Source organism: Catenovulum sp. SX2 (genome assembly GCF_052056295.1).
In the GTDB taxonomy this organism is placed as follows: domain Bacteria; phylum Pseudomonadota; class Gammaproteobacteria; order Enterobacterales; family Alteromonadaceae; genus Catenovulum.
In genome coordinates this window covers 2,987,759-3,008,835 of sequence record NZ_CP182493.1, presented here as the reverse complement: position 1 = coordinate 3,008,835, position 21,077 = coordinate 2,987,759, and the positions used below count along the sequence as shown (strand labels likewise).

20 protein-coding genes are annotated in these 21,077 nt (G+C 40.1%); 6 read left to right on the top strand and 14 right to left on the bottom strand.

What is annotated here, in order from left to right; genetic code table 11:
• Window positions 1-5: 5 nt before the first annotated feature.
• Window positions 6-719 (bottom strand): ribonuclease PH, encoded by a 714-nt coding sequence (gene rph, locus ACMZOO_RS12565; protein WP_016955176.1) that lies wholly within the window; start codon window positions 717-719, stop codon window positions 6-8.
• A 90-nt stretch (window positions 720-809) separates the two neighbouring features.
• Window positions 810-1,268: a molybdopterin synthase catalytic subunit MoaE gene (gene moaE, locus ACMZOO_RS12560; RefSeq protein ID WP_440903678.1), complete on the bottom strand. Its 459-nt coding sequence runs from the start codon at window positions 1,266-1,268 to the stop codon at window positions 810-812.
• Window positions 1,269-1,463: 195 nt separating this feature from the next.
• Here moaE and ACMZOO_RS12555 point away from each other — a divergent pair, with 195 nt between their 5' ends.
• Window positions 1,464-2,018: a YfaZ family outer membrane protein gene (locus ACMZOO_RS12555; RefSeq protein ID WP_440903677.1), complete on the top strand. Its 555-nt coding sequence runs from the start codon at window positions 1,464-1,466 to the stop codon at window positions 2,016-2,018.
• 259 nt (window positions 2,019-2,277) lie between these two features.
• Here ACMZOO_RS12555 and prlC read toward each other — a convergent pair whose 3' ends face one another.
• The 4 genes from prlC to proB form a co-directional block, all read right to left on the bottom strand.
• Window positions 2,278-4,326, bottom strand: coding sequence for an oligopeptidase A (gene prlC / locus ACMZOO_RS12550; protein WP_440903676.1), 2,049 nt, complete (start codon window positions 4,324-4,326; stop codon window positions 2,278-2,280).
• 445 nt (window positions 4,327-4,771) lie between these two features.
• Window positions 4,772-5,026, bottom strand: coding sequence for a DUF3862 domain-containing protein (locus ACMZOO_RS12545; RefSeq protein ID WP_440903675.1), 255 nt, complete (start codon window positions 5,024-5,026; stop codon window positions 4,772-4,774).
• A gap of 230 nt (window positions 5,027-5,256) precedes the next feature.
• On the bottom strand, window positions 5,257-6,507 hold the full coding sequence (locus ACMZOO_RS12540) for a glutamate-5-semialdehyde dehydrogenase (protein WP_440903674.1): 1,251 nt from the start codon (window positions 6,505-6,507) through the stop codon (window positions 5,257-5,259).
• Window positions 6,508-6,524: 17 nt separating this feature from the next.
• Window positions 6,525-7,625: a glutamate 5-kinase gene (gene proB / locus ACMZOO_RS12535; RefSeq protein ID WP_440903673.1), complete on the bottom strand. Its 1,101-nt coding sequence runs from the start codon at window positions 7,623-7,625 to the stop codon at window positions 6,525-6,527.
• A gap of 138 nt (window positions 7,626-7,763) precedes the next feature.
• On the opposite strand from proB, the gene ACMZOO_RS12530 reads away from it, so the two are divergent.
• Window positions 7,764-8,993, top strand: coding sequence for a GAK system CofD-like protein (locus tag ACMZOO_RS12530; RefSeq protein WP_440903672.1), 1,230 nt, complete (start codon window positions 7,764-7,766; stop codon window positions 8,991-8,993).
• A 12-nt stretch (window positions 8,994-9,005) separates the two neighbouring features.
• On the opposite strand, the gene speE is transcribed toward ACMZOO_RS12530, so the two are convergent.
• Window positions 9,006-9,860, bottom strand: coding sequence for a polyamine aminopropyltransferase (gene speE, locus ACMZOO_RS12525; protein ID WP_440903671.1), 855 nt, complete (start codon window positions 9,858-9,860; stop codon window positions 9,006-9,008).
• 115 nt (window positions 9,861-9,975) lie between these two features.
• Here speE and speA point away from each other — a divergent pair, with 115 nt between their 5' ends.
• Window positions 9,976-11,868 carry a biosynthetic arginine decarboxylase gene (gene speA / locus ACMZOO_RS12520; protein WP_440903670.1) on the top strand — a complete coding sequence of 631 codons (1,893 nt, stop codon included), beginning with the start codon at window positions 9,976-9,978 and terminating at the stop codon, window positions 11,866-11,868.
• Window positions 11,869-11,881: 13 nt separating this feature from the next.
• On the opposite strand, the gene ACMZOO_RS12515 is transcribed toward speA, so the two are convergent.
• A complete protein-coding gene (locus tag ACMZOO_RS12515; protein ID WP_440903669.1) occupies window positions 11,882-13,102 on the bottom strand; it encodes an EAL and HDOD domain-containing protein in 1,221 nt (406 codons plus the stop codon).
• 359 nt (window positions 13,103-13,461) lie between these two features.
• Between ACMZOO_RS12515 and rpoH the strand changes: the two genes are divergently transcribed.
• The 3 genes from rpoH (at window position 13,462) to gloA2 (ending at window position 15,066) form a co-directional block, all read left to right on the top strand.
• The gene (rpoH, locus tag ACMZOO_RS12510) at window positions 13,462-14,325 is read left to right on the top strand and encodes an RNA polymerase sigma factor RpoH (protein ID WP_440903668.1); all 864 of its coding nucleotides are present in this window, start codon (window positions 13,462-13,464) and stop codon (window positions 14,323-14,325) included.
• A 104-nt stretch (window positions 14,326-14,429) separates the two neighbouring features.
• The gene (locus tag ACMZOO_RS12505; protein WP_440903667.1) at window positions 14,430-14,684 is read left to right on the top strand and encodes a YkgJ family cysteine cluster protein; all 255 of its coding nucleotides are present in this window, start codon (window positions 14,430-14,432) and stop codon (window positions 14,682-14,684) included.
• Window positions 14,677-15,066, top strand: coding sequence for an SMU1112c/YaeR family gloxylase I-like metalloprotein (gloA2, locus tag ACMZOO_RS12500; RefSeq protein WP_440903666.1), 390 nt, complete (start codon window positions 14,677-14,679; stop codon window positions 15,064-15,066). The genes ACMZOO_RS12505 and gloA2 overlap by 8 nt, the downstream gene beginning before the upstream one ends.
• A 9-nt stretch (window positions 15,067-15,075) precedes the next feature.
• Here the strand turns inward: gloA2 and ACMZOO_RS12495 are convergent, their stop codons facing one another.
• From ACMZOO_RS12495 to ACMZOO_RS12470, 6 genes are read right to left on the bottom strand one after another with little or no spacing between them, the layout of a single operon-like run.
• Window positions 15,076-15,408 (bottom strand): Na+/H+ antiporter subunit G, encoded by a 333-nt coding sequence (locus ACMZOO_RS12495; RefSeq protein WP_440906305.1) that lies wholly within the window; start codon window positions 15,406-15,408, stop codon window positions 15,076-15,078.
• A gap of 2 nt (window positions 15,409-15,410) precedes the next feature.
• The gene (locus tag ACMZOO_RS12490; RefSeq protein ID WP_440903665.1) at window positions 15,411-15,680 is read right to left on the bottom strand and encodes a K+/H+ antiporter subunit F; all 270 of its coding nucleotides are present in this window, start codon (window positions 15,678-15,680) and stop codon (window positions 15,411-15,413) included.
• A complete protein-coding gene (locus ACMZOO_RS12485) occupies window positions 15,674-16,195 on the bottom strand; it encodes a Na+/H+ antiporter subunit E (RefSeq protein WP_440903664.1) in 522 nt (173 codons plus the stop codon). The genes ACMZOO_RS12490 and ACMZOO_RS12485 overlap by 7 nt, the downstream gene beginning before the upstream one ends.
• Window positions 16,195-17,703 (bottom strand): monovalent cation/H+ antiporter subunit D, encoded by a 1,509-nt coding sequence (locus tag ACMZOO_RS12480; protein ID WP_440903663.1) that lies wholly within the window; start codon window positions 17,701-17,703, stop codon window positions 16,195-16,197. The genes ACMZOO_RS12485 and ACMZOO_RS12480 overlap by 1 nt, the downstream gene beginning before the upstream one ends.
• Window positions 17,704-17,705: 2 nt before the next feature.
• The gene (locus ACMZOO_RS12475; RefSeq protein WP_440903662.1) at window positions 17,706-18,050 is read right to left on the bottom strand and encodes a Na+/H+ antiporter subunit C; all 345 of its coding nucleotides are present in this window, start codon (window positions 18,048-18,050) and stop codon (window positions 17,706-17,708) included.
• Window positions 18,050-20,860 (bottom strand): monovalent cation/H+ antiporter subunit A, encoded by a 2,811-nt coding sequence (locus tag ACMZOO_RS12470; protein WP_440903661.1) that lies wholly within the window; start codon window positions 20,858-20,860, stop codon window positions 18,050-18,052. The genes ACMZOO_RS12475 and ACMZOO_RS12470 overlap by 1 nt, the downstream gene beginning before the upstream one ends.
• Between the last annotated feature and the right edge of the window lie 217 nt (window positions 20,861-21,077).

Sequence of the window (21,077 nt, the reverse complement as noted above, 5' to 3'; positions counted from 1 at the left end):
ACCTCTTAAGCTAAAGCCGCTTTTTGGATATCAAAAATTTCTTTTAATGCAAGGCGCGCGTATTCCATCATTTCCTGCATTTCTTCAAAGCTGTACGGTTCGCCTTCAGCTGTGCCTTGAACTTCAATTAATTTGCCGTTTTCAGCCATAACTACATTCATGTCTGTTTCAGCATCTGAGTCTTCTAAGTATTCTAAATCAGCTATTACTTGGCCTTTGTATACACCAACAGAAATCGCGGCAATCATATGTTTTAATGGATTGGTTTTTAGAATACCTTTGCTACGCATATGCGCTAAAGCATCAACTAAAGCAACACAAGCACCTGTGATAGAAGCAGTACGTGTGCCACCATCCGCTTGAATAACATCACAATCCAAAGTTATGGTGTTTTCACCTAATGCTTTTAAATCAACCGCAGCACGTAATGCACGGCCAATTAGACGTTGAATTTCTAATGTGCGGCCACCTTGTTTACCACGAGCTGCTTCACGATCACAACGCGTATGGGTTGAGCGAGGTAACATGCCATATTCAGCCGTGATCCAACCTTCACCTTTGCCTTTCATAAATCTTGGTACACCTTCAACAACTGAAGCGGTACAAATAACTTTAGTTTCACCAAACTCGATTAATACTGAACCTTCAGCATGTTTTGTGAAACCACGGGTAATAGTAATAGGGCGTATTTGGCTAGACGTTCGACCACTTGGGCGCATGAAACTCTCCTGTCAATTTTGAATTGGCGACATTATACCGAAATATGCTAACGCTGCGACTATATGAAAAAATTAAAAGCTAAATAAAGACTATTTCAACCAATTCTGTGCTTGCGCTTGATCACTTTCTTTCGCATCAACCCAATGACTGCCCTGCTCGGTTTGCTCTTTTTTCCAAAACGGCGCTTGGGTTTTGAGTATATCCATAATAAATTGCCCAGCTTCAAAAGCTGCTTGCCTATGTTGACTAGTAACACCAACAAATACAATTTGTTCACCGAGTTGCATTGTGCCCACTCTATGCACCACTGCAACACGGCCTAACGACCATTTTTCGCGCGCTTGTGCCACTATTTGTTTGAGCACTTTTTCTGTCATAGCTGGATAATGCTCTAGCGTTAAACTCTTAATACTTTGTTGCTGGTTGAAGTCGCGCACTAACCCGACAAAAAATACTACTGCACCATCTTGTTGGTTATTTTCAATCAGCTGTTGATATTGTTCTGCGACACTAAAGTCGTTGTTTTGAACTTTGATTAAATCAGTCATGCTAGCCAACTCTTATCAGATACTAATAAACCCCATTTTAACGCTATTTCTGTGTAATGTTGTGATATTCGATAAATTATTGATACACCACAAAGATAAACATTCTCTGCATAACATCACATTTCATAGTTTTGCCTTTGACTATTCATACCGCTTGTATATCATGCGCGCTATAACATAAGGAATAAGGATCAGATGATGAAATATTCTCTAACCACACTTTGCGCATCTCTTTTAGTCAGTCACTCAGTTGCTGCTAACTATCTAACTGCAGATATCAGTAATGATGCGTTTAAAGCCGAAATAAGTTCAGATAAATTAGTGCAAAACGCACGAATTACCGCAACAGGTATAGCTACAGATGATGATGCAAACCTATTTGCGGTAAGCGCTGTTGTTGCTGGGCCTGTACAAGAAATAGAAAATGTAACTGCTGGTTTAGGTGGCAAACTTTATTTTAACGACGTTAACGATGAAAACATGCAGGCATTTGCCTTAGGTGGGTATGCTGAATACCAAGTACCAAATGCTAAAAACGTTTCATTGTTAGCTGAGTTTTTCTATGCCCCTGGTATTACCGCAAGTGACGATATTGATTATCAAACAGACTTAAACTTGCGAGTAAGCTACCAATTATTGCCAAATGGTGCGTTTTTTGCGGGTTACCGTCGAATCCAAGTTAATATTGAAAATGGCAGAAATGTTAGTTTAGATAAAGGCTTACATTTAGGTTTTGAGTTTCAGTTTTAAGCTACACCGCTACGCACCATTGCAAACGATAAAAGTGTTTAGCGGAGTCTAGCTGAATGCTAATTTTTAAAACCTCTTTATCAGGGGCGAATCAAAACCGAAGCACCGCTTCGCAGTTTGATGAGGTGGAGTCATGGATGACGACAGGGCCTGACCTTCATGGATGAATAGTCTGCTCGGAACTGGATTAAGCCCCGAACAGCGTTTTTAAAAATTATGCTTCAGCTAGGCTTGATTGCACTTTGTCGAACAGCAATATCTAAGCAGCTTCAACTTCAATACCACTATGGCGTAACAAAGCATCCACTTTAGGCTCACGCCCTCTAAAAGCTTTAAACAATTCCATAGGCTCCTGCGAACCACCTTTTTGTAAGATATGCTCTAAGAAATCATGGCCTGTTTTGGCATTAAAGATCCCCTCTTCTTCAAATCGTGAAAACGCGTCACTCGATAATACTTCAGCCCATTTGTAGCTATAGTAACCAGCAGCATAACCACCAGCAAAAATATGGCTAAAACTATGCTGGAAACGGTTAAATTCAGGCGGTCGAACCACTGCAACCGTTTCACGGACTTGATTTACTTTTTGCTGAATATCAAACCCAACATTAGGTTTAAACTCATGGTGCAATTCAAAATCAAATAATGAAAATTCTAACTGGCGCATCATCATCATAGCTGACTGGAAGTTTTTCGCTGCCAACATTTTATCCAACAAATCTTGTGGTAAAGATTCGCCGGTTTCAAAGTGGCCAGAGATAAATCCAAGTGCTTCAGGCTGCCAGCACCAGTTTTCTAAAAACTGACTTGGTAACTCAACCGCGTCCCAAGCTACACCATTAATGCCCGCAACTGCACTTACATCCACTTGGGTTAACATATGGTGTAAACCATGGCCAAATTCGTGGAATAAAGTTTCTACTTCGTTGTGGGTGAATAACGCAGGTTTATCACCGACTGGTTTGTTGAAGTTACAGGTTAAATACGCAACTGGTAATTGTAATTCACCATCGTTTTTACGCATTTGACCAACACATACATCCATCCATGCACCACCGCGTTTGCCTTCACGTGCATATAAATCGAAATAAAAGCTACCTTTTAATTGACCATCATCCGAGAAAATATCGTAAAAACGCACAGATTCATGCCAAGTTTGCACACCCTCTCTTGGTTTAATTTCAATCGAAAATAAACGCTGTGCTGTGGCAAATAAGCCACTAATGACTTTTTCTTCAGGGAAGTATGGGCGTAAAACTTCATCGGAAATTGAGTATTTTTGCTGCTTTAGTTTCTCAGCGTAATAACTCATATCCCAAGCTTCGAGTTTATCAATACCATGTTGCTCACGGGCAAATTCGGTTAATTCAGCCAATTCAGCTTGTGCTTGTTTTTTACTCTTGTTAGCTAAATCATACAAAAAGTCAGTCACTTGCTGTGGGTTTTCCGCCATTTTAGTCGCTAAACTTAAGTCGGCATAACTAACAAAATCAAGTAATTGTGATTTTTCATATCTAAGCTCAAGAATTTGCTGCATCACTTCTGAGTTGTCCCACTTACCTGCATTTGGGCCTTGATCTGACGCGCGCGTAGCAAATGCACGATACATTTCTTCACGTAAACTGCGATCATCAGCATACATCATCACAGGCAAGTAGCTTGGGAATTCAAGATTAAACAACCAGCCATCAACTGATTTTGCTTCCGCCGCTTGTTTAGCTGCAGCAATCGCACTTTCAGGTAAACCAGCTAATTGTTGCTCGTCAGTAATTTCTTTGCGCCAGCCTTGAGTTGCATCTAATACATTGTTGGAAAACTTAGTAGTTAACTCAGACACAGCTTGGCTAATTTCACCAAAACGCTTTTTCTTTTCATCCGGTAAACTGACGCCGGATAATTTAAAACCACGTAACGCATCGTTAATCGCTTTTTGCTGCGCTTGAGAAAGAGCGACAAAATCTTCGCTATCGGCTATTTGTTGATAAGCTTGGTACAACCCCTGATGTTGGCCAACCCAAGTACTATACTCAGATAACAAAGGTAAACAAGCTTCATATGCTTGGCGCAACGCTTCGCTATCCGCAACTGAATGCAAATGTGACACTGGTGACCAAATGCGACTAAGTTTGTCGTCTACTTCATCAATAGGTTGGACAAAGTTTTGCCATGTATAGTTTGATTGTTGCACCACTTGCTCGATAACAGTTTTGCACTCTGCTATCGCTTGCTCTACCGCAGGTAAAATATGCTCAGGTTTAATATTGGAAAATTCCGGTAAGCTCGCTTCAGATAATAATGGATTACTCATTTAGGATCCTTTGTTGTTGTACGCTATTTAACTATAGAGCTAAATCAATATAAATAGCGATAATCAGCTGGAGATAAAAGCCATTTAGGCAAGGCAAGTTGGCACAGACATAGTGGTTCTATGCCAAGCCTACTTAACGCAGAATAAATGGCTTTTAGCCCAGCCTTTTAGGAGCCTCACAGACAGCCCACTTCTGTGTTGTATCATTTTGAAAGGTACCTACATTCCTACAATGATACGCCTTGAATTGAACTGTCTGTGATGGCTCTGATACTCGTAATTTATATTGATTTAGCTCTCGCCATATTATTCTTAGTTATTTGGTTGAATAGAATAAATTACAAGGTAGGTAAGCGGATCTTTTTATAAATTTTAGGCTGGTATAAACAAAAAAGGTTTGCGTAAAAGCAAACCTTGAAACACAGAATATGAATGTGGCGTGAAGTTATTTCAGACCATTTTGCAAAGTTAGAGTTGCAACGTCAGCAACAAAGGTAATTTTGATATTACGTTTGTTGTCACCCCAAACACATTGTTTAGTGCCTATCACTTCTGAGCATTCGTCTGCTGAGCCAATAATAGCTTCAACTTCGTCTAGCTCCATACCAACTTTAATCTTATTGTAATTATCGGCGGTTATTTTGCTGCATCCACTGCAAAAGCTTATCAAGGCAACCAAAATTGCTAAGCGCTTTAACATAACATCTCCTACTTTCTATCAAATCAAATTTAGGTCAAATATCTAACCACAAAAAAGTAACATAGATGTTAAATATTTTTTAAATTATTACAAGGTTTAATTTAAAAAATAGCACAATGAATAGTTAAGCAGCTTAAAAATCAGGCTGGTTTTAGTGGCTATGATAGAAGTGTAAAGTTAGCAGCCGCAATTCATAACGGCTGCTACTAGAGGTATGCAAGAGATATTGATTAAGGACGGATCTGACCTTCGCCTTGTACAATGAATTTCTGTGTAGTTAGGCTTTCTAAACCCATAGGACCATACGCATGCAGTTTAGAGGTGGAAATACCAATTTCAGCACCTAAACCAAGTTGGCCGCCATCAGAAAAACGCGAAGATGCATTCACCATAACAACCGCACTATTTACTCGACGCGTAAACTCGTTAGCTCTTTGGTAACTTTGGGTACAAATCACTTCAGTATGGCCTGAGCTGTAAGATTCTAAATGGCTAATTGCCGCGTCAAAATCATCAACAATGCGTACCGCAATTTCTAAAGCCAAATACTCAGCATGCCAGTCATCTTCAGTTGCCAGCTCTGCACCAGCAAAATAACCTATGCTTTTTTCACAGGCGTGAATTTTCACGCCCTTTTCGGCTAATGCTTTAGCTGCAATTGGCAAAAAGCTATCCGCTTGAGCTTGATGTACCAACAAGGTTTCTAACGCGTTGCACACACCAGTACGCTGAGTTTTACCATTCAACAGTAAATCCAACGCCATCTTGTTGTCAGCATCTTGGTCAATATATAAATGACACACACCTTTAAAATGCTGGATCACAGGAATGCGGCTGTTTTCAGTGACAAAACGAATTAAACCTTCGCCACCACGTGGAATAATTAAGTCGATATCATCTGATAAGGTCATCAATTCATTCATAATGGCGCGATCAGGATCAGGCACAACACAAATTGCATTTGGATCGATATTTTGTTCAACCAAAGCTTCATGCAAACACTTTGCAATCACTAAGTTAGAAAACAAAGCTTCTTTACCACCACGTAACACCACAGCATTGCCTGATTTCAAACACAAGGCTGCAGCTTCCGCTGTTACATTTGGGCGCGCTTCGTAAATCATAGCAATTACACCTAGTGGTATACGCATACGACCAACACGCATGCCATTTGGTCTAATTTTTAAATCAGACACAGTACCAACAGGATCGGGTAAAGTAGTTACTTCAATTAATGCATTAGCTAAATCTTTAACTCGCTCAGGGGTTAAACGCAAACGGTCAATCATTGCATCGGTCAAACCGTTTTCTTTACCTGCGTCTAAATCTTTTTGGTTTTCAGTTAAAATTAACTCTGTGCGCTCAATTAATTTTTGCGCCATTGCCGATAATGCGGCATCTTTTTGCGCTGTACTCAAATTGGCAACCGAGAAAGACGCTTTACGCGCATCTTTAGCCATTTGTGCAATTGAAAAACTCATCTTTATACCTTTATTTGTTACAGGATCACCAAATCATCTCTATGAATAATGACATCACTTGGGCAATAACCCAAGACTTGGATGATTTTTTGACTTTGTAATCCTTTAATTTTATCTAACTCTAAATCACTATACTGACAAATACCTTTAGCTAAAGTTTTGCCAGCTAAATCTTTAATATAAACAGCATCACCTTTATTAAAGCTGCCGTCTGTTTCTTTAATACCAATGCTCAGTAAAGAAGCGCCTTTGTTAATCAAAGCATTTGCCGCACCATTGTCTACTATGATTGCGCCTTGTGCTTTTAACGTGTATTGCAACCAATGTTTACGCGCTTTTATCGGGCTAGCTTGACGTTTAAACCAAGTGCCTTGTGGTGCATGTTGCAACAAACCATCAAATACTTGGCCTTTGGTTCCGTTAACAATTAAGGTGTGTACCCCATTAACTGTGGCTTTTTCCGCTGCTTCAATTTTTGTGCGCATGCCACCTGTGGCTATTTTATTGGTTGTACCACCTGCGAGCGCATAAATTTCAGGGGTAATGCTTTCAACGGTTGGGATTAGTTTAGCATCAGGGTTACTGCGTGGATCGGCGGTAAATAAACCGTCTATATCACTGCATATCATCATCATATCCGCATCTGATACTTGTGAGACTAAAGCGGCTAAGTTGTCGTTATCACCCACTTTTAATTCTTGTGTCGCAACAGTGTCGTTTTCATTAACTATAGGTAAAATACCGTTGTTTAGCAGCTCACGAATGGTGTTTTTAATATTGACGTAACGGCGGCGATCGGCCAAATCATCATGGGTTAATAAAATTTGAGCACAAGGAAAATCAAAAAAGCGCGCCCAGTTAGCCATCATACGCGTTTGCCCAACGGCTGCCATAGCTTGTTTTTCGGCAATTGAAGGGATGCCACTATGCGCAATAATGCCACGGCCAGCTGCGACACTGCCACTTGAAACTAAAACAATTTCTTTCCCTTGTAACCGGCATTCAGAAATATAACGAGCTATGGGCAACAAATACTGACCACTACACCCTTTTCCGTCAGGTGCTATTAGTGCACTACCCACTTTAATAACAGCTCTTTGCCAGTCAAACCAACTCATGTTGTGACAACCTACTCAAATCTAAAAACAACATTATACCCTTATTCAGATTTTAGGTGCAGGGGGCGATAACAATTAATATGATATTGCTTGCGAATTAACCACAAACCATCTATGTTGCATTATGGCGAAACGATTATGATTGTTAGACACTTACATTGTGACAGCATGCTTCCAGAACACTCACATTTTAAATTTGATTTAGCGTCTGAAAAAAGTACCTCGCAGACCGAGCACAGCCCGCACCACAATCAACCTTCAATGGTGTTTTTTAGTGGTGGTAGTGCATTAGCTGGATTTAGCAAAGCATTAAAACAGTATAATCAAAACCATAGCCATATAATTACCACATTAGACTCTGGCGGTTGCACAGCTAAATTACGTCAATGTTTTTTAATGCCTGCAATTGGTGATATTCGTAATAGATTGCTCGCGTTAGCAGACGACAACAAAAAAGATGTTGCCGCGGTCGCACGCATTATGGGATTAAGATTCGCTAAACAAGGTAGTGCGGCGACACTTAGGCAATCACTACATGCATTTAGTGATAGCGATCACCCTATGTACGCACAGCTGTCTGCTTATCAGCAACTGACAATTCAAAGTTGCTTAGAATATTTTGCTCAAGTCATCCCTGAAGACTTTGATTTACGTAATACCAGCATAGGCAATGTTTGCATTGCGTCAGCGTATTTAATGAATAATAGAAGTTTAACCGCAGCGATCGACCTTTTTAGCCAGCTATTGTCAATAAAAGGTCAAGTTGTTCCTATGCTTGATGGCTACTGTCACCTAGCAGCACATCTTAGTGATGGGCAAGTCATACTCGGCCAGCACAACTTAACCGGCAAAGAAGTGTCGCCGATTAGCAGTAAAATCACTAAAGTTGAACTATCAAGCAGCGCCGAATATTTATCAGAGTTGCACTGTGAAACACCAGCTAATGTGGTTCACACTGTTGAGCAAGCCCAACTAATTTGTTACCCCCCAGGTAGCTTTTATTCAAGCTTAATAACCAATTTATTGACCCAAGGTGTCGGCAAAGCTATTAGTCAAAGTAAAGCTAAAAAAGTATATGTGCCAAACTTACAAAACGATCCAGAGCAGCTTGGCATGAGCTTATTTGACTGCATTAATACGCTAATCCACTATTTAACCAAAGAGCTCGCTGAACATACGCCTATCAACACAGTATTAGATAGCATATTGCTCGACCGCAGCGCGCAGAAACAGCTAACCGCAGAGCAATATCAAGCGTTGGCAGAATTGGGCATAGCAGTGGAGATTTTGCCTCTGGTTAGCGAACAGTCTGCACCATTTTACGACCCGCACAGACTGAGCCAAGCACTTCTAAATTTGTGCCGCTAGACTTTAAAAGTCTTACAAGTTATTGGCAATAAAATTTGGTAATTTACTGCTTAGCTGGTGAATATCCGCGTTATAGTATTCTAATTTCTCAGCAAGCATAGCCGCATCATTAACTCTATAATTGCCTGCATCAGCAGATTTCAACGCCATAGTGCACGTCCAAGTGCCGCCGGGGTAAATAGGTTTAGGGAACAACAGAGTTTGCAATTGAATAAAACCTGCTTTAGCCATATTGTCGCGGGTGTTTTTAATCAGGTGTTGATGCAACAGCGGCGAGCCACTTTGTTGGATTAAAATTCCCTGTTCAGTCAATGCAGCAAAGCAGGCTTGATAAAAATCTTGGTGGGCTGAATCTTCATTTAGGTCAACCGCATGCATTGAATCGATAATAATAATGTCAAAACTATTGCTGGCTAATCCATAGACAAAATCAACACTTTGGCTAAATAATAGCTCAGCCCTATCATCTTGATTATTAGTAGATAATTCTGGAAAATATTTTTTTGCCACCTCAGTAATTAAACTATCCATCTCGACTTGAGTAACTCGTTCCACCTGCGGATGCTTTAATACCTGCTGTAAACAGCCACAGTCGCCACCGCCAATAATCAAAACGCTTTTTGGTTGAGGGTGACTGAATAACGCAGGATGAGTCATCATTTCATGATAAAAAAAATTATCGCGACTACTTAACTTAGTGCAGCCATCTATGACCATCAAATAACCAAAATCTGTCGTTTGATAAATTTCTACTTTGTGAAAAGGTGATTGTTTTTCTACCACCTTATGCTTCAGTCTTAAAGACACGGCAGCTCCGGCCGCTTGATTTTGTTCTGAGTACCAATTTTGAGTTGAAGTGTCCGCCATACAATGTCCTTCAATTTAACCAAGCAAAGTTAAAAAACTAAATCAATTATAGCTCATACGGCATAATCAGATTACACTATTCGTTTTACTTGTTAAGACTCAATTTTATTCGCTAATGACTGATAGTTTGATTCAACACGCTAAACAAATATATAACGTTGCTAATTGGAGTGATGGTTATTTTGACATCAATAATCAAGGTGAATTGGTTGCCCAACCTAAAGGCAAACCACAATTACAAATCGCCTTTAATAAGATAGTTCACGACCTTCAACTAGCAGGTTTACGCTTACCTATTTTAGTCCGCTTTACCGATATTCTAAGAGATCGTGTACAAGCGCTACAGTTAGCTTTTAAAGATGCAATTGCACAACATGATTATTCAGGTAAATATCATGCTGTATATCCGATTAAAGTTAACCAACAGCACAGTGTGGTTGAACAGTTATTAAGGGTCACACCAAAAATTGGCTTAGAAGCAGGCAGTAAACCAGAATTATTGGCTATTTTAGGTGCTACCACTGAACCGTTAAAAATAGTCTGTAACGGTTATAAAGACAGCGAATTTTTGCAACTTGCGATTATTGGCCAACAGATGGGCCACCAAGTTTATGTTGTTATTGAAAAACTATCCGAATTAAAAACCTTATTAAAAGAAGCGGAAAAAATGGGTGCGGCACCTGCGATTGGTATTCGTATTCGTTTAAACACTGTTGGTAAAGGCCGTTGGCAAGATTCCGGCGGTGAAAAAGGTAAATTTGGTTTAACCTCACACCAGTTATTACAAGCAATTGAGCTATTAAAACAACATAAACAAACCCATTTGTTTCAACTAATCCATTTCCATATTGGCTCACAAATCGCCAATATTCGTGATATTCAAGTAGCAATAAAAGAATGTGCACGTTATTACGTTGAATTAAAAAACATGGGGTTAGCGGTTGATACCTTAGATGTAGGTGGTGGTTTAGGCGTTGACTACGAAGGCAGCGGCAGTCGAAGCCAATGTTCCATGAACTATGATATGCATGAATATGCGCGTAACATAGTTGCTGGTATTAGCGAAACCTGCCATGCCAATGGCGTAGTTGAACCAAACATTATTACCGAATCTGGCCGTGCTATGACAGCGCACCATGCGGTACTCTTATCTAATATTATCGACAGTGAACAACCGGTTCGTCTCGCTGCACCTTTTATTGCCAGTGCCGATGCTCCAGCAGAAACTGTCGAGTTAATAAAACTCAGTGAAAGTGTTTCGCCACGTCGCGCAATTGAGTGTTACCACGATGCGGTGCACTATTTTGCTGAAGCACAACAAAAATTCACTCTGGGATTAATTTCATTAACGCATTGGGCTGAATTTGAAAGTTTCTACTTCTCAATGCTGTACATTGTTAGAGACAATCTCGACAACAATGCACGTTCACACCGAGAATTACGCGTCGAGTTAGATGAAAAGCTCGCATGCAAACTTTTCTGTAATTTCTCATTGTTCCAATCTTTGCCTGACGCTTGGGGTATTCAACAAATTTTCCCAGTTGTGCCGTTAAGCCATATGGAACAAGAATTGTCTGAGCGTGCCATAGTGCAAGATATTACCTGTGATTCAGACGGGCAAATTAAACAATATGCTGATGGTATGGGGATTGAAAGTAGCTTACCAGTGCCTAAATTTGACACAGACAATCCATACTACTTAGGTATTTTCATGGTTGGTGCGTATCAAGAAATTTTGGGCGATATGCATAACTTATTTGGCGACACAGACTCAGCTCACTTAGAGTTTGATGCAGCTGGAAAAATGCGTATTAACCATGTATTGCATGGTGATACAGCAGAAACAGCATTAAAAACAGTGCACTTCCAACAATCGTATTTGTTGGAAAACTATATGTCGCAACTGAGCCAATCAAAACTGACTCCAGAACAAAAAGATGAGTACTATTTAATGCTGAAAACCGGCATTGAAGGTTATACCTATTTTGAAGATGAGCACAGCAGCTAGCCTGTGCTCCACCTCAACTGCGCTCGCCATTACGAATTTTATCCGCCCACGCCAAAGATTCTTGATAAAATTCATGAATATCATTAATCGGCACACGTATTGCCATTGACAAAGTTTCAGCTTCATCCCATTGTGCTTTTTCATAATTGAGTGCCAATTTGAGATACAAACCCAACACCCCTTTCTGATCAATTAATCCCTGTTTAATTTCATCGGCCACCGGCAGTTTAGTTGCCAAAGTATCCATAGTTTCATCTAACAAGGCATCGACCAAACTCAGCATGCCAACCAAAAACGCCATAGGTGGGTTTTCATCATCGCCCCTTGCCTGCGCAATATGGCTGCAAAAGCGCGCACGAGCTAATGACAAAACCATAATTTCATCGGGCTTACCACCGCTTAAATTAGCTAAGGCTAACAACGAGATAAATTTTTTCACCTCTGCTTCGCCCATATACACTATCGCATGCTTTAATGAAGTAATTTTTTGGCTAGAATTAAAACCTGCGCTATTGATAAAACGCAATAGCTTATAAGATAAAGCCACGTCTTGCGCCAAGATTTGGCTCACCTTATCAATATCCATATCTTTGCGGCTAGCTTGTGAAATAAGCTGCAGCAAGTTAAGTTTATTCGCTTTAATTTGTTTAGATTTCAACACCTCAGGACGAGCAAAAAAGTAACCTTGGTAATATTGAAAACCTAAAGTTTTAAGCTGCTCAAATTCTTCACGGGTTTCAACCTTCTCAGCTAATAGCTTGACGCCAAATCCGGCGATGCGCCGAACATATTTACTAATCTGTAATATATTGAATTGACGAACATCTACTTTAATAGTGTCAATATAAGGCAAGAAGATATCCCATACTGGGTCAAAGTTATGGTCGTCTAACGCTAATCTATATCCTTGCTTTTTTAACGCTCGACAAGCATCTAGTAGCTCTTCGCTAATTTCGACACTCTCTAAAATTTCAATCACCACATTTTTAGGATCAAGCGAAGTTGGAAAGCGGTTAATTAAGGTATCGTCAAAGAAATTAATATAAGTGCATTTACCATCCGTGATGGATTCCAACCCTTTGGTTAAATGATTCGAGGTTAATATTTGTGAGGTTGCCTGATCTGGGCATATATCCGGAAATGCATTCTCGACCCCATCCCTAAATAACAATTCGTATCCAACGATTTCCTCTTCCACATTAAGTATTGCTTGGCGCGCGACATAAGAATACATAAACCACTCTCAATAGATACAACTTGGTTATCTTTTTTTAACATTCTCTTACAGATTAATGTCAGTTCGGCAGAATAGCCAGCAAATTGTACGATAAACACCATTTAACGTGTAATAAATAACCAATCTGAAAGCAATCGCTATTTAATATAACGCACTAATATAAAAATCTAATCTCAATGTGGTATGTTGACGGAACAAAATAGGTTGACTTGGCTCTAACAAAGCAGTTATAACCTTATTAAATGATTAATTGGTCCTTGAAGAAAAACCATCACAACCCTATATAATCGGTTGTTGAGTGTTAAAATCGATATTGATAAAATGTTCTCATCAAGGTAACCGGACTGGAGTGATTCATGACAACGTCATCTACATCTACAGCATTAATGTTGACCCCTCAAACGGGTAGTCTGGATTCTTATATCCAAAGCGTAAATAGCATTCCTGTATTAACCGCTGAGCAAGAAAAAAGCTTAGGCGAAAGATTATTTAACGACGGTGATTTAGAAGCTGCACAACAACTTATCATGTCGCATTTGCGTTTTGTTGTGCACATTGCCAAAAGCTACTCGGGTTATGGTTTGCCACAAGCAGATCTAATCCAAGAAGGTAATGTAGGCTTAATGAAAGCTGTTAGACGTTTTGATCCATCAGTTGGTGTACGTCTAGTCTCTTTTGCCGTGCATTGGATCAAAGCAGAAATCCACGAATACGTATTAAAAAATTGGCGCATCGTTAAAGTTGCAACCACAAAAGCACAACGTAAGTTGTTCTTTAACCTACGTAAATCGAAAAAACGTTTAGGTTGGTTTAATAACGCCGAGGTTGATAAAGTCGCTGACGATTTAGGTGTAAGCCGCTCAGAAGTGCTTGAAATGGAAAGCCGTATGAGCAACCAGGATACAGCTTTTGACTTAACCAACGATGATGACGAAAGCACCAGCTTTGCACCTGCACAATATTTAGAAGATTCGTCGTCTGATGTTGCAATGCATGTTGAAAATAACCAGTGGGATAATCATGCAAATAACCGCTTGTTGCATGCGATTCAAACCTTAGATGAGCGTAGCCAAGACATTATCCGTACTCGTTGGTTAGACGATGGCAACAAATTAACGCTACAAGAGTTAGCCGAAAAATACAGTGTTTCTGCCGAGCGTGTTCGTCAGCTTGAAGCTAACGCAATGAAAAAACTCCGTAATGCTATGGGTGAGTTATAAGTTCAAGTAATTTTATAATTCAGCATAAACATATGTGTTTCAATAGCCGGTTTTCCGGCTATTGTTGTTTTTGGCGATAGTAAATTTTATCAAAGGCTAATTTAATGCAATGTAATCCAGGTTGTGGCGCTTGTTGTATCGCCCCATCAATCTCTAGCCCAATTCCAGGCATGCCAAATGGCAAACCAGCTGGTGTACGCTGCATACAACTTGATGAAAATAATTTGTGCAAAATTTTTGGCCTACCTGAAAGGCCTAAAGTCTGCCTACAATTTAAAGCTGATCGACAGATTTGTGGCACAAATGCGCAGCAAGCGCTGAAAATCATCAGCGAGTTAGAGGGTTTCACTAATGCTTAATATAAAACAAATTCACCATATCGCGATTATTTGCTCTGACTATCAAGAATCGAAAGCCTTTTATACACAAATTTTAGGTTTTGATGTCATCGCAGAAACATACAGAGCAGAACGCGATTCATACAAATTAGATTTAGCGGTAGACAACCACTGTCAAATAGAACTGTTTTCTTTCCCTAATCCACCAGAGCGCCCTTCTCGTCCAGAAGCACAAGGCTTGCGTCATTTAGCTTTTAAAGTAGATGATGTCGCTGCAGCTAAGTCATGGTTGGAGCAACAAGGTATAGCAGTGGAAGATGTTCGAATAGATGAGCTAACTGGCAAGGCATTTACATTCTTTCAAGATCCTGATGGCTTGCCGTTAGAGTTATATCAAAATTAATCTGAGAGATTAATCTCGTTCGATTTTATCCATACCTTGGGTATCTTGTCTCGCCTTTAGCTGATGGTGGATAGCTGATTTGATCAGTATATATCCACTAATAGGTGCAGTTATCAACAGAAAAATTGAGATCAGGATTTCTTTAAAACTATAATCTGTATGGGTCGCGGAGAAATAAATCATAGCCCCAATCAACAAACAAGCCATGCCTAGTGTGGTCGCTTTAGTTGGCCCATGCAGGCGCATAAAAAAGTCAGGCATTTTTACCAAACCAACTGAACCAATAAGTATCAGAGTGCCGCCCAACAATAATAAAATTGAGACTATCCATTCGTAAATCATCATTATTCGATCAAATCGCCTCTTAATAAATATTTACACAAAGCCACTGTGCTCACAAAACCTAACATAGCAATAAGCAAGGCGGCTTCAAAATACAAGCCGGTACCATTGTGCAGGCCATACAACACAATAACAGCTATGCTGTTAATATACATAGTATCCAGCGCTAAAATACGATCAGGCACTGATGGCCCTTTAAATAGCCGCCAAATATTTAATAACAATGCCAAACCTAGCATAGCAAACACCAAAATAATCACACTACCTAACATTGGAAAATCTCCTTCAGTGGCGCTTCATAACGGCTTTTAATTTGCTCTATGAGTTTGCTCTCATCGTTTAAATCTAATACGTGGATCAACAAATATTTTTGCTCTTTATTATCCCAGTCGTCATGCTCTTCGCTAATAGGATAAACCTCAGCGCTGACAGTTCCTGGGGTTAACGATACTGTACTTGCAAGCAAAGTGATAGGCAGTGCATCTGTCATATCAAGTGGCACTTTAACAAACGCAGGACGAAGCTTTTTATTCGGGCCAATAATTAAAATTGCCACCTGAATATTGGCGGTAATAATATCAAACAAAACAATTAATAATTGTTTAATCGCCAACATTGGCCGTTTAACTCTTGGGTGCTCGTCGGTAAACGGCTGAGTTGCCATAGGAATGACAATCGCCAACAAGGCGCCCAATAAAATTTGACCAAAAGAAATACTGTTATTTAATAATAACCAAACAACCAATAACAAAATACTGGTGGCTGGCGCTGGGAAATAACGATTCATTAGTGCCCTCCTGCAAGTGGCGCAATTGCAGTCACTTGATGTATCTGCATGGCAGCCTGCAGACAAAAATCGCTAAGCGGCTTAGCAAAAACAACCATAAGCGGTGATGCACTCACTAAAACATAAACAGCGTAAATTTGTGCTTTATGTGCAGGTTTAGTATCCATTTTATCCACATCAGTTGGGGTATTTTGCCAGAACACTATACTGCCAGCTCGGGTAATACCAACCAATACCAACAAACTAGACACAAGATAAATCGGCCAGAATAAAGCATACTCACCGTGTTGATAAGTCGCTTTTAACAGCCAGATTTTGCCGATAAAACCAGAAAGTGGCGGCATACCAACAACAGCCAAAGCTGCGACAAAAAACACAACTCCGATTAATAAACCTTGTTTAACCGGTCGACCAGTGGTGATCCTGTCTGCCACTTTTCCACGCTGACTAGCAATTAAATCAACACATAAAAACAGTGCGGCACAAACCAAAGTTGAGTGGATTAAATAATAGATTGCAGCGGCCGTTGCTTGCATTTGCTGCATACTGGCTAACGCAACCAAGGTACCGGCTGAAACCACAATTAAATTAGCCACTAATTTACTCATGTCTTTACTAGCGAGCACACCAATAGTACCAACCACAATAGTTGCTAGCGCCGCATACCATAATATATCTTGCCCCATGGCACCGAGCGGGCCACTACCTTGACTAAAAATAGAGTTGTAAACTCGAATAATCGAATAAATCCCAACTTTAGTCATAATGGCAAATAACGCGGCGACAACTGGCATTGCATTTGAGTAAGTGCCCGGCAACCACATATGTAAAGGCAGTAGCGCAGCTTTTAATGCAAATACAATTAACAATAGTGAACCGCCTATCATAGCAAGATAGACATCATCACCAGTTAACTGTGTAATTCGCACAGCCACATCTTGAATATTTAGACTACCAACAACACCATAAATTGTTCCTAGCGCAATCAGAAATACCGCTGAGCCGACTAAATTAAGAATGACATAATGCAAAGCACCACGCGTATTGTGTTTATCCGCGGCATGCATCAACAAAGAGTAAGATGCAATAAGAAGCACCTCAAAAAAGACAAAGAGGTTGAACAAGTCACCGGTTAAAAATGCCCCACTAACCCCCATCAATAAAAACTGCACTAAAGGATGGAAAAAGCTCCCACGGGCATCATCACCAGCACAGCTAAATAACACACAGCACAAGGTTAAAAACGACGCTAAACTGGTTAGTGCCACAGCAAATAAATCAGCGTGTAGCACAATACCGAAGGGTGCTTGCCAATTACCTATCGCATAACTCAAAGTACCAAGTTCTAAGATTTTTCTTAACAAACAAAGATTAATTGTTAGTGCTATGATTGAGAAACTAATAGATGCAATTCTTCTTACTTTGAGGTTTTTACCACAAGGTGGTAAAAGCAACAGCAGCGCACTAAATAGCGGAAATAAAATTGGAAAAGCGACAATATGCTGCATGACTATTTTTTAACTCCAATTTTATTATTCGTTTGCTGATTCACATAATCATTACCTAAATCGGCACGTGCTCTAATTGCTAAAATCACCGAAAAAGCCGTCATAGCAAAACCGATAACGATTGCGGTTAAAACCAGAGCTTGTGGTAGTGGATCAGCATACTGTTCATTTGCACTTAAAATTGCCGCTTTGTTAATGGTTAAGCGGCCTGATGCAAATAAAAATAAATTCACCGCATAAGACAACATGGTCAAACCTAAAACAATTGGAAAACTACGAGCACGAAGAATTAGAAAAACCCCACAGCTCACCAACACGCCGACACAAACCGAATATAACAACTCCATTATTTATTGGCTCCTATTGTTTTAGTATTGGTTTTTACTTCATCATGGGCTGTCAGTTTGCCTAAACTAGCCAAAATCATCATAGTTGCACCAACAACAGTAATGTATACACCCAGATCAAACACCATAGCACTGGCAAGCTCAGTTTTTCCAACTAACGGAATATCAAAATAATCAAACCAACTGGTTAAAAATGGCTTATCAAACATCAGGCTACCCGCACCACAAACAAAGGCAATCAAAACTCCAGTCGCGATAATTTTACGGTAGTTAAAGAATAATCGCTCATTAACCCAATTAGAACCGTGCGCAATATACTGCAAAATAATCGCTGTCGCTGTCACTAAACCGGCAATAAAACCACCGCCCGGTAAATTGTGGCCTCGAATGAATATGAATGCCGAAACCAACAAGGCTAAAGGCAACAAGGTTTGCGATATAGTCGCAAGCAACAAAGGATACTTCTCTAAAGCCCATTTACGCCCTTCACTGTCAGTTGATGGCATAAATAAAGGTAAATTATTGAGTAATTTGTAAATACCAAGTGCCGCTATGCCTAATACGGTAATTTCACCTAGGGTATCAAAACCCCTGAAGTCGACCAAAATAACATTAACCACATTGGTACCACCGCCACCAGTTTTTGCATTGGCAATGAAAAATTGCGAGATAGAATCAAGTGGCCGGGTAACTAACGCATAACAAATACTGCCAACCACAACACCACAACCTGTGGCGATAAGTAAATCTCGCAATACTCGGATTGAACTAGATTCTTTAGGCGTTTTTTGCGGTAAGAAGAAGAGCGCAAGCATCAATAATACCACAGTAACTACTTCCACACTAAGCTGTGTAAGAGCTAAATCCGGAGCGGAGAAGCGGGTAAACGCCACCGACACCATAAGGCCAACAACAGAAATCATAATCAGCGAGATCATACGATGGCGATGCCAAATAACAGTAGCAAGCGCACCTGCAATTAATAATCCGGTTCCTACTGCATTAAACATATCAATTGAATGAGGTTCACTTTCACCAACCAACCTCTGCATATCAAATAATGGTGCGCCAGCAAAAAATAACACAACTGCAATCAATATAATGGTATAGCGCTGTAATGAGCCAGTTTCAAACTGGCTAATACGTTTTTGGCACCAAGCTAAGATATATTCAAGACCTTGCTCAAATATATAACGCCCTTCTAAAGAAGGTAACGTGGCTTGAAACTGGAACAAGTGTTTTCTAAGCGTATAAATTAAAATACCGCCCGCCACAGCAACTGCGCTCATTAATAATGGCAAATTAAAACCATGCCACAGCGCAATTTCAAATACAGGTGTACTTGTGGTTAACACAGCACTTGAAGCTGCATCTAAGATTTCATCCACTATCAAGTTCGGAAACATGCCAACCAATAAACAAATTGCAACTAGTACTTCAATCGGTACGCGCATATAACGCGGCGCTTCATGCGGTTGTTTCGGTAAATCAATTGGTTCGCCGTTAAAAAAGACGTCGTGAATAAAACGGGCAGAATAAGCAACAGAAAATGCCCCCGCCAGTGTGGCTAAAACTGGGATTAACCAAGACATAGACCCCAACAATTGAGCATGCAGGGTTTCAGCAAAAAACATCTCTTTGGATAAAAAGCCATTGAGCAAAGGTACACCTGCCATAGCAGCTGCAGAAACCATAGCTAAGGTGGCGGTAAACGGCATAAATTTCCACATACCGTTAAGCTTGCGCATATCCCTAGTTCCTGTCTCGTGGTCAATAATACCTGTCGCCATAAATAACGAGGCTTTAAAAGTTGCGTGGTTAATAATGTGGAAAATAGCAGCGACAGTCGCAAGCTCTGTATCTAAACCCAGCAATAAGGTGATCAAACCTAAATGACTGATGGTTGAATAGGCCAATAAACCTTTTAAATCATGTTTAAACAGCGCGACATATGCACCCAATAACAAAGTCGTTAAACCTGTTAAGCTGACAATAATAAACCATATTTCAGTACCGGCTAATGCAGGGTAGAAACGCGCCATTAAAAATATGCCTGCTTTTACCATGGTTGCAGAGTGCAGATATGCGCTAACAGGGGTCGGCGCAGCCATGGCATGTGGCAACCAAAAGTGAAATGGAAACTGTGCAGATTTAGTAAATGCACCTAATAAAATTAAAACCAGCGTCAACTCATACCACTGACTTTGTTTAATCAGTTCACCACTAGCAAGAACGTGATCAAGTTGGTAGCTGCCAACTATATTGCCGAGAATTAACAAACCCGCCAGTAAGGCTAAACCACCGGCACCTGTAATTGTTAGCGCCATTAAAGCGCCCTTACGCGCTTCAGTTTTATCCGACCAATAACTAATAAGTAAAAACGAACTTATACTGGTTAGCTCCCAGAAGAACCACAGCTGGATCATATTATTAGACATGACTATGCCTAACATAGCTGTCATAAACAACAGTAGATAAGCGTATAGTTTGGGCAGTGAGTCTTTAGCACTTAAATAATACCGTGCATAAAAAATAACTAAGCAGCCTATACCTAAAATGAGCAGCGCAAATAGCAGGGACAAGCCGTCTAACCGAAAGCTTAGGTGAATACCAAGCACATCCAACCATTGGATATGCTCATAAAGAGTTTCGCCGTTAAATACCGCCACAGAATGGTAGAGACAAACAACCAGCGCAATAAGTGGCGCTATTAGGGCAACTGTAGCAGTTTCATTACGACTTAGCTTAGCCGTACGTGAAGAGATCAAACTGCCAATTGTAGTTATTAGTGGAACCCAGAACAAAGCCATGTAGTTAAATCCATTGATTATTACAGTGATGTAAGTATACCAAAAACATTAAGATACCAGATTTCAATAATAGGTAAAAAGCGTTTTGTAAGCCACTCTCCTCAATAATCTATTGATTAAGTTTCGGTTTAATGAAATTAGCCAAGCCGTTATCGCCGAAACAGCCGATAGATATTAGTATCGCTAGGTGTAACCTTAGTATTGAGGGCAATATAGA